We start from the raw sequence: 530 nt of genomic DNA on the forward strand, positions 1-530 counted from the left end.
TCATTAACAGATAGAGGCTTATCAATTCTAGGCTGATCAGTAAGATACGAATGCGGGAGTTTTCTTATCTCAACGAGTTCTGGAATTTTATCTTCCTCAACAATTATCCAATCTTTCGTGTCGTCTGTTAGCGATTTTAGTGGGCTTGTTGGGTATGGTTTAGAAGATGTTTTTTGGGAGATGCTTTCTTTGTAATTTGCTGCCGCATAACTACGGCTAAGTCCGGTGTTTTTGTCGTCGAGCAATGAGTTGATGTATTCGAGAATTGTTTCGTCATTATTCCTCATCATTACACGGTTAGCGCGCATCCATTCTCTATGTCGTGTACGTGTCTCTTTGTGGCAACTATTGTCATTAGTTTGCAGGTCTGCTTTATATAAGGCGCGTACTTTAACAACCAGTGTGGTTACAAAAGCGAGTGTGATGATAAACAAAATCGTAAGCATTAGTATGGTCGCTTATTTATTTTCTTAATATTAGGGAATAGCACTGAATTAAAATAATTCTCTAAAACTGACGAAAGGTTAAGG

The 530-nt window shown here is 38.1% G+C and carries 1 protein-coding gene; it reads right to left on the minus strand.

The genetic code is table 11. From position 1 onward, the window contains the following. Positions 1–446: hypothetical protein (locus A3739_RS08600; RefSeq protein WP_156502490.1), on the minus strand; the 446-nt coding region annotated here is incomplete at its 3' end. Between the last annotated feature and the right edge of the window lie 84 nt (positions 447–530).

Source organism: Oleiphilus sp. HI0067, assembly GCF_001635735.1.